Below are 8556 nucleotides of genomic sequence, written 5' to 3' on the forward strand. Positions count from 1 at the left end.
CTTAAACTGAAGTCTGTTTTTCACGAAAATGTTTATCTTTAACAGAAATTTAGCCGTTCGCTGGCTTCGCTTCTGCGTCAAGCCGCGAAACGTTGTGTGTCAGTTTCGGAAGAAAAAACGCCGCAGACAACAATTCGGAAGAAGAAATATCAACTTTTTTGTGTTTTTTTAGAGACTTTTAACCAAAATTCATTTCTAAAATTTAAGAAACGGACAAATAAAAGTTTGCTTCTAAACGTTGCGGAATTTAAAATATTTAGGAACTAAAAAAACTAACAACGATACGAAATCTAAAAATGGAAAGCAGAAAGCGGAAAGCGGAAAGTTGAAAACGGAAATATTTTAAGAAAATTATAAAACGGAAAAATTGACGTCGAAAGCGAAAGAAACTGACTAAAAAAAAGGAAGATTATTTTTCGCAACCGAACACACAACAGCGGTTTGGCGCAATAGCTCATTTTATTTTAAATTGAAGTCTATTTTTCACGAAAATGTTTATCTTTAACAGAAATTTAGCTGTTCGCTGGCTTCGCTTCTGCGTCAAGCCGCGAAACGTTAGCGGTAATTTTTACCAAACTAACGTATTAACCGACAAAAAGAATTTTTTCAAACAAAAAAACGTTTTAAAAAGATAAATAATGGGGAAAATAAAATGTAAATGTGGACATATTATTGTAGACCAGACTGATAACATTTCATATAAGGGATATATTCTACCAGATAGCAAAGTTCTAAAAGTTTTAAATGTTTTTACTGAAAGCATAGATAATCTAACAGATTCAATAATTCAAAATAAAAGAGATAAATGGATAAAAGAAAATTTTAGTGATTCATACCCAAAAAATTTGAAAAATTCTGATATGATACACGATTTAATTATAGATATTTTAGTTGAAACAACACAAGATATATTTGAATGCGAAAATTGTGGAAGGATTGCAATTGAATATGGAAATGAAAACAAAATAATTTTTTTTAGTCCTGATAATACTGACACGAAAGGAATTTTTAATGAATAAAAGTAATATGAACGTTCACAAAAAAATGCAAAAAGAAAATCAATATACTAATTAACTTCATTTATCATTAATAATTTGTTTTGAAGTTAATTATGACTTAAAAAATGAATTTCAAAAAAAACTACCGCTAACAAGGTATTGCCAAAAGCGGGGTTGAAGGAATTCTATTGAACTTTTTTACTATATTTGAAGTGTGGTATTTCTATCGAAGTTCGGTGCTATAAATCCCCGCCTTCGGCAATACCCGAAACGTTGTGCGATATCCCGCCAAAAATTGTGCTGACAAGCAGATTTCCAACTTCTTTGAATCTTGAAGAAACTGAATCCAGACCAAACTAAAAAACTGCAAAAGGTCTGAATTCATTTTCTGTAAAACGGACTGAAACAAAAAGCCAAAGTCTGAATATTAACAAAAATTTTTGGCGGAATATCTTCAACGGAAACAAATATTGCGTTCCAAACTTTGTGAATAAAAGTAACGCCGACAAAAACTTAACGGAAAAAAATTTTAAAATAACGGAGACAAATTTTCGGTTTTGAATTTTAAAAACTTTGTGAAAAAAAAACTTGCCTGACAAAAATTTGCGCTGAAAAATGCAACTTTGACAAAAAAAAAAGCATAAAACTGCGTGAAAAAAATTCGCAACCTGTTTTTAAAAAATTTTTGGAATTTAACAGACAAAAAATTGAAAATTCAAAAATCTGAAAAATTAAGACAGATTTGACAAAAAAACACGGAATATAAGTGAGAAAGGCACATCGCACAACATCGGTTTTGCAAAAGCGGGGGTGAAGTTCTCTTGAGTTGAACTTTTAGTTAATTTAATCCGCAAAAAACCATTTCGTTTTTTTATTTTTTGTAATTTTGAAAAAACGAAAATGTTTTTTGCTTAGGGAAGTTTTCAATAAAAATTTCAGGTGTAAAAGCCCCGCCTTCGCAAAGCCGTTTCCCGTTGGCAGCAATTTTATGAAACAGAACGTTAAATATTTAGCATTTATTTTTTTTATTATATTTCAAAATGCATTTAGCCAAGAAAATTCTGAATGCAAATTTTTTGAAGCATATGATGAACCTGCATTAGCATGTCTTGATAAAAATGAAAATAAAGAAAACACAATCTATCAAATAATTGAATGGACAGCATTTGGGGATGATTATATAACTAGAATCGAAAAGAAAAACAACACTTATAAACTTATTAGAAAGTTAGCTCCAAAACCAAAATATATTGAACAAACTGATAGTTTTAAATCCGAATTCAAATATATTACAAATAGAAAATTAACAAAAAAGGAATTTAATAAATTCATAAAAATTTATGAAAAGTATAATCTAAATAATATTGAAAAAATTGAAATAACGATAGATTGTTTTGATGGTTCTGGTATACTTTTTTACATTTTTGAAAATGGTAAATACAAATTTCTTAGAAATGGAAATTGTCAAGAAAGTAATGAAACATTAAATAATTTCTCGAATGAAGTGAATGTTTTATTTAAATTTTAAAAAAAACTACTGCCAACAGCCGTTTCACGAAATTGCGGGGCTTGGGATTTATCAGAAATGGTAATTTTTGAAACTAAATTTTGTCTATATTTGTAATCAAAAGTGTTGAAAATCCGCAACTTCGTGAAGCGGCAACACGTTACCTGCAAGCGTACCGAACGACACCGACAAACCTCAACAGACGGAAATGATTTATCAAAAACACATACCGAAATTTCCTCTTGACAATTATATTGACAGTATAATTTATATTGAAGGAAATAACAAAGGAACAGGACTTCCTAAAACCGCTATGAGTTTAATTTTTAATCTTGAAGACAGCTTTAAACTTTTTACTGACAAAGAATTTACAAAATATATTGACTACAAAAAACATTGGGTTGCAGGACTTCAAACCAAACCAACAAATGTAGAAAGCTATGGAACAAGCAAAATGTTGGTGGTTCAGTTTAAAACATTGGGAGCATTTATTTTTCTTAACGACCCATTACACTATTATACTGACAATTATATTTCGCTTGACAACATTTTCAACAAGGAAGCAAACGAAACTTGGGAACAATTACAAGAGGCCCAATCTTGGAACGAAAAATTCTTATTCGTTGAGAATTTTCTCTATCGCAAATTATTGACAAACAAACTACCCAACAAAAAACTTATTTCAACCATAGAAATATTATTGGACAACCGAACGAACTTATCTATAAATGAAATTTGTAAACAGTTTAATATCTCACGAAAACACTTGAATAACCTGTCAAAAGAATATGCAGGTGTTTCGCCAAAAATGCTATCGTCTTTGAATAGATTACAGACGACATTAAAAACTATTAGTTCTTCAAAATCAGATAAACTTACAAATGTTGCTTACGAGTTAGAGTATTTTGACCAAGCACATTTTAACAACGATTTCAAAAGGTTTACCAATATAAAACCCACCGAATATGTAAAATTGGTAGAGCAAAATCCAACGATGAAAATTGTCCCACATTTTATCCCTTTTCGATGATGGTTACATTTTTACAATTTCCGCCACAAAAGTTGGACTACTTTTGCAGTTCATTTAATAAAATAAAAATATGAAACGAAATATTCTTTCAGTAGTTGTAGGTTTGGCAACAGCCATAATAACTTTCTTAATTGCCGAAACCATTAATGGTAATCTGCACCCAGCACCAACAACATTGGACTACAAAAACACTATTGCAATAAGAGCATTTTACGAAAATCAGCCAATTTCACTTTGGTTATTGGTTTTAGCAGGTTGGATAATTGGTTCATTACTTTGTGGGTTTTTAATAAAACTTATTAGCAAGTCAGATAACAAGAAACTTCCCATTATTGCAGGTTGTATTTTGACACTTTCAGCAGTAGCCAACTTTTTCTCTTTGCCTCACCCAACTTGGTTTATTGTAGTTGGTTTACTTGTTTTTATTCCCTCAACATTATTAGGACATAAACTTTACAAACTCAAATCAAATGGACAATAGCAAAACATTTGAAAAACTGAAATCAATTTTAAGCCAATATGAATTGCAATTATCCATATTGCACGATAAGGCAGACAATTATTACCTAAACACACCAACAACTGAAAGCAACAAAAAAGCAGAATTTTTTGGAGCAGTTCAGATAAAGAAATCGTATGTAGCTTTTCATTTAATGCCGATTTATTATTACCCTGAATTGTTTGACGACATAAGCCAAGAACTCAAAAACAGAATGCAAGGTAAATCCTGTTTTAACTTCAAAGACATAGATGACAAGCTTTTTGAAGAACTAACAGAATTGACAAAAAGTGCATTTGAAAGATACAAAGAATTAAAAAAAATTTAGTTACTTTTATAGCGACATACAGACCGAAGAAAACGCCAGCAGGTAACAGGGGTTTTGCAAAAGCTGGGCTTCAGTGCTAAATTGAACATTTGTACTTTCTATTAGCTTTTGTGCTAAATTTGAACATTAGTACTTCTAATCCCAGCCTTCGCAAAGCCCCAAAACGTTACCTGCAAGCTTAAGAGAACCATAAGAATCTATAACAAAACTTCCATTTGAATCATTGAATTATCTATCTCAAATACTATTTTTTTTTGGAGCTATTGGAGCTTTTAACAGTCTAATATTAGCGTTCCATTTATCATTGAGTAAATCTTACGCTAAATTAGAAAATAGACTTTTTGGGTTATTTCTACTGATATTAAGCCTTAGAGTTTTAAAGTCTTTGTTCTATTCATTTTCTACTGAAGAGCCTATTTGGTTTTTACAATCTGGTCCCGCGTTTTTTTTACTTATAGGCCCTTTGTACTTTAGTTATGCGTTAAGCATTATTAGCCCTAACTCATTTTGGATAAAACATTGGAAATCCCATATTGCATTTTGGGTTTGTGTAGTTGTTTGTTTAATGTTTTTTATTCCTTTTAAAGACTATAGACAACTTCACAAATCAACGATTTTACCAATTATAAATGCACAATGGTTTGTTTACATAATAATTTCAAGTTTTTTTATTAAATCAAATTATGAAAGTTCTCTAAGAATTAAATGGCTGATAACTGTAAAAACTTCTGTACTAATTATTTGGGCTTTTTTCACATTTATTTCCTTTGATTATTTTGTTGGAGGTTCGATTATATTTTCGACAATATTTTATTTATCCTTTTTATTTTTTCTTATCAACAAAAAAATCACTTCAAAGGTATTTGAGAAAAGAAAAGTGATAAAAAGCATAAATATCTCAAAAGAATCAGAAAAATCAATTGAACGATTAATATCATTAATGATTTCTGAAAAACCATATAAAAATCCAGATTTAAAACTTACTGATGTAGCTCAAAATTTAGATATATCTTCTCACGAATTATCTAAACTAATAAATGAAAATTTACAAATTAGCTTTACAGAATTCATAAATAAATATAGAGTTGAAGAAGCTAAGCTATTAATAACCACAAAATCAAATTATACAATAGAAGCTATTGGGAATATTTCAGGATTTAATTCAAAATCAGCTTTTTATAAAGCTTTTAAAATTCACACTGGTACTACACCTTCAAAATATGAATCTCAAAAATAAGTTCTTTTTTATAAATCAGAACTTATTAATACAAGCGTAATTGTTCTTCTTTTTGAGATTTAAATAAATTTGCATCCAGTAAAAAGCTTTCAAAATGAACATGAACAGATTTATCCTTTTATTACTAATTTTCTTTACTACCAGTATTTGTTATTCACAAGAAAAAAAATCAATTAAAGAAACTATCATTAAAACTTATTATAATGATATCAATTCTGCAATTAATCATTATAAAAAGCTGAAAAAAGAAACGTCCAATGAGTATAATTTTGAGGATGAAAATGAACTCAATAATTTGGGATATCAATTATTAAAAGACAATCGAAAAGAGGATGCTCTTAAAATATTTGAATTATTAGTTTCTGAATTCCCCAACTCATTTAATGCTTATGACAGTTTTGCCGAAGCTTATTTTTTAAACGGCAATAAGGAATTAGCCATAAAAAATTATATAAAATCATTAGAACTAAATCCTAAAAATGAAAATGCCGAACGCTTTATAGTAAATGTAAATTATGAATCACGAGATAAAAATAAATTCAAAATTGGCTATACTAAACAACAATATTTGGAGGACTTAGATGAATTGGCAAATACACTAACCACTGTAAATCCACACCCTTATAAATTTATGCCGAAAGAAGATTTTTGGCGAGTTGTAGAAGAAAAAAAGAAATTAATAACAGTGACTACAACTTATAGCGAATTTATTTGGCATTGCAGTGAATTGGTTGCCAATATAAATTGTGGACATAGCTCTATTCCTATGTATTTTATACAGGAAAGTGAAATGCTTCCTGCCAATTTGCGTTTCCCTATAGAATTGTATAATATTAACGGCAAACTATATGTTGTAGATGCCTTAATCAATAAGAAAATGGTAAAATCTGGAACAGAAATTCGTTTAATAAATGGGAAAAGTAGCACGGAAATTATTAAAGATATTAATAAACACATTAGCTCACAAGGGAATGTTGGAAATGCCGTAAAAAGGCATTTATTCAATGGGCAATCAACGGCCATGATTCCATACTCCTTTGGCTTTCCAAAAAGATATGAAATAGTTATTAAAGGCAAAAAGAAACCATTTGTATTAAATATGTTAGAAACATATCAATTTCAACTAAAAAATCTAAATTCTTGCAAAGAAACGTTATGCCTTGATTTCATAGGAGAACAGAAAAACACAGCCCTTTTTACCATAAAACATTGGGATTTTTATGGTAATAGGTTTTCAATTATAAAAAAATTCATAGATGACAGTTTTACAGAAATTAATAATAAAAATATAAAAAGTCTAATTATTGATGTTAGAGGAAATGGTGGTGGAAATTCTTGGGGTGCTTCATATTTATTACAATATTTGGCTGAAAAACCTTTTACATATTATAAAGTAGCACCACCCAATGATGCTAAACTTAAACCATTCACACCTTTTGATAATAGATATAAGGGAGCTGTTTATTTTTTAACAGACGGAAGAGCTTCATCAACTACAGGTCAATTACTTGCACTTGCCAAGCATCTCAATATAGGTACCATTATTGGAGAAGAATCAAATGGAGCTGTTTTTTATACGGCTGGACAAAAAATGTTAAGTCTTAAAAATACAGGAGTATTCTATTCAATAGGAAGATATACTCATATCACTAATGTTGATTCTATTTCGGAGAACGGAGGCGTTCTGCCACATTACTATAGTGTACAAACTATTGAAGATTATCTACTTGATGTAGATACTCCATTAGAATATACTATGAAACTTATTCAGAATAAATAAAACTTAAGAAAACCAAAACAATGAGAAGAAGCATAAAACTTTTACTTACAATTTTTATCTTTAACGTATCTTACGGACAGAGAACTGAAACAGTTTACCTGAATGAAAAGGACAGCACCTCAAATATGTACATCGCTGTTTTTCCAAAAAATGAAATTGTAAAATCATTTATGGTACTGTTAGATGGTTTTGGAAATTCACCAAATAGTGTATTATCTCAAACCGAAATTCCAAAATTTGCTTCAAAAAATGGCATCTTGACAATTATGCCCGTTTTAAAGACAGGCTCTACATATTGGGGAAGTGATAAGGCTTCTCAAGAATCCCTAAAAGAAGTTATTCAACTTGTTGTTTCTAAATATCAACTCAAAGACAAAGATTTTTATATTGGAGGGTTTGGAATTGGCGGGACTTGTGCTGTTAAATATTCTGAATTAGCAGTTCAAGAAAATTATGAAATTAAACCGAAAGCAATTTTTGCAATCAATCCAATTCTCGATTGGGAACGTTATTATAATGGAGCAAAAAGAGTTATAAGGCTATCAGATACTACAAAAGTTAATGATGAAATTTTCTATATGATTAGTCGAATAGAAAAAGAAATGGACGGAACAACAGAAACAGCATTGAAAAATTATCATTCACAATCACCGTATTCGTTCTCTGACACCACACAAAAAGCAATAAAAAACTTAATTGAAATTCCAATTATGATTATTTCAGAACCTGACATTCAGTGGTATTTAAAAGAACGTAATTATGATTTATCATATAGCAACATCATTGACCAAGTAGCAATGATTAATGAACTACAAAGGTTAGGTAACAAAAATGCTATTTTGATTACGACATCAAACAAAGGTTACAGAATGCCAAACAAGGTAAGACATCCTAATTCTTGGAGTATTGCAGACCCGAAGCAAATAATAAAATGGATAAAGAATCTCGATAACAAAGCCAGCAGGTAACAGGCGTTTGGCAAGATTGCGAATTTGTAGTAAATTCACGTTTACATTTCGCTATAAATTTTATCTTTGATAGAAAATAATCGGTTCCGAAGTTCGCAACCTCGCCAAGCGCCGAAACGTTATGTGCCATATTATGACCGAACACAAACTAAAAGACAAAACTAAATGAACATAGGAATTTTCACATACGGAACACGAGGAGATTTACA

8 protein-coding genes are annotated in these 8556 nt (G+C 30.0%); all 8 read left to right on the top strand.

Annotation, left to right across the window (positions count from 1 at the left end; all coding sequences use genetic code 11):
- Nucleotides 1-638: 638 nt before the first annotated feature.
- The 8 genes from Q361_RS12600 to Q361_RS12635 all read left to right on the top strand — a co-directional run bounded on the left by Q361_RS12600 (nucleotide 639) and on the right by Q361_RS12635 (nucleotide 8347).
- Nucleotides 639-1019: a hypothetical protein gene (locus Q361_RS12600; RefSeq protein WP_103727092.1), complete on the top strand. Its 381-nt coding sequence runs from the start codon at nucleotides 639-641 to the stop codon at nucleotides 1017-1019.
- Between the two features lie 865 nt (nucleotides 1020-1884).
- On the top strand, nucleotides 1885-2526 hold the full coding sequence (locus tag Q361_RS12605) for a hypothetical protein (protein WP_146047027.1): 642 nt from the start codon (nucleotides 1885-1887) through the stop codon (nucleotides 2524-2526).
- Between the two features lie 187 nt (nucleotides 2527-2713).
- Entirely contained in the window at nucleotides 2714-3535 is an 822-nt protein-coding gene (locus Q361_RS12610; protein ID WP_103727094.1) for a helix-turn-helix domain-containing protein, read from the top strand.
- Nucleotides 3536-3605: 70 nt separating this feature from the next.
- The gene (locus Q361_RS12615) at nucleotides 3606-4016 is read left to right on the top strand and encodes a hypothetical protein (RefSeq protein ID WP_103727095.1); all 411 of its coding nucleotides are present in this window, start codon (nucleotides 3606-3608) and stop codon (nucleotides 4014-4016) included.
- The gene (locus Q361_RS12620) at nucleotides 4006-4362 is read left to right on the top strand and encodes a hypothetical protein (RefSeq protein ID WP_103727096.1); all 357 of its coding nucleotides are present in this window, start codon (nucleotides 4006-4008) and stop codon (nucleotides 4360-4362) included. The genes Q361_RS12615 and Q361_RS12620 overlap by 11 nt, the downstream gene beginning before the upstream one ends.
- An 877-nt stretch (nucleotides 4363-5239) precedes the next feature.
- Entirely contained in the window at nucleotides 5240-5599 is a 360-nt protein-coding gene (locus Q361_RS13790) for a helix-turn-helix domain-containing protein (RefSeq protein ID WP_169929312.1), read from the top strand.
- Between the two features lie 100 nt (nucleotides 5600-5699).
- Nucleotides 5700-7379, top strand: coding sequence for a S41 family peptidase (locus Q361_RS12630; RefSeq protein ID WP_169929313.1), 1680 nt, complete (start codon nucleotides 5700-5702; stop codon nucleotides 7377-7379).
- Nucleotides 7380-7399: 20 nt separating this feature from the next.
- On the top strand, nucleotides 7400-8347 hold the full coding sequence (locus tag Q361_RS12635; RefSeq protein ID WP_146047029.1) for an alpha/beta hydrolase: 948 nt from the start codon (nucleotides 7400-7402) through the stop codon (nucleotides 8345-8347).
- Nucleotides 8348-8556 lie beyond the last annotated feature (209 nt).

Source organism: Flavobacterium croceum DSM 17960 (assembly GCF_002917885.1).
In the GTDB taxonomy this organism is placed as follows: Bacteria; Bacteroidota; Bacteroidia; order Flavobacteriales; family Flavobacteriaceae; genus Flavobacterium; species Flavobacterium croceum.

Coding starts and splice junctions, on each gene's coding strand:
- Q361_RS12610 (WP_103727094.1), top strand. CDS start 2,714: ATGATTTATCAAAAACACATACCGAAATTTCCTCTTGACAATTATATT.
- Q361_RS12600 (WP_103727092.1), top strand. CDS start 639: ATGGGGAAAATAAAATGTAAATGTGGACATATTATTGTAGACCAGACT.
- Q361_RS12615 (WP_103727095.1), top strand. CDS start 3,606: ATGAAACGAAATATTCTTTCAGTAGTTGTAGGTTTGGCAACAGCCATA.
- Q361_RS12635 (WP_146047029.1), top strand. CDS start 7,400: ATGAGAAGAAGCATAAAACTTTTACTTACAATTTTTATCTTTAACGTA.
- Q361_RS12620 (WP_103727096.1), top strand. CDS start 4,006: ATGGACAATAGCAAAACATTTGAAAAACTGAAATCAATTTTAAGCCAA.
- Q361_RS12630 (WP_169929313.1), top strand. CDS start 5,700: ATGAACAGATTTATCCTTTTATTACTAATTTTCTTTACTACCAGTATT.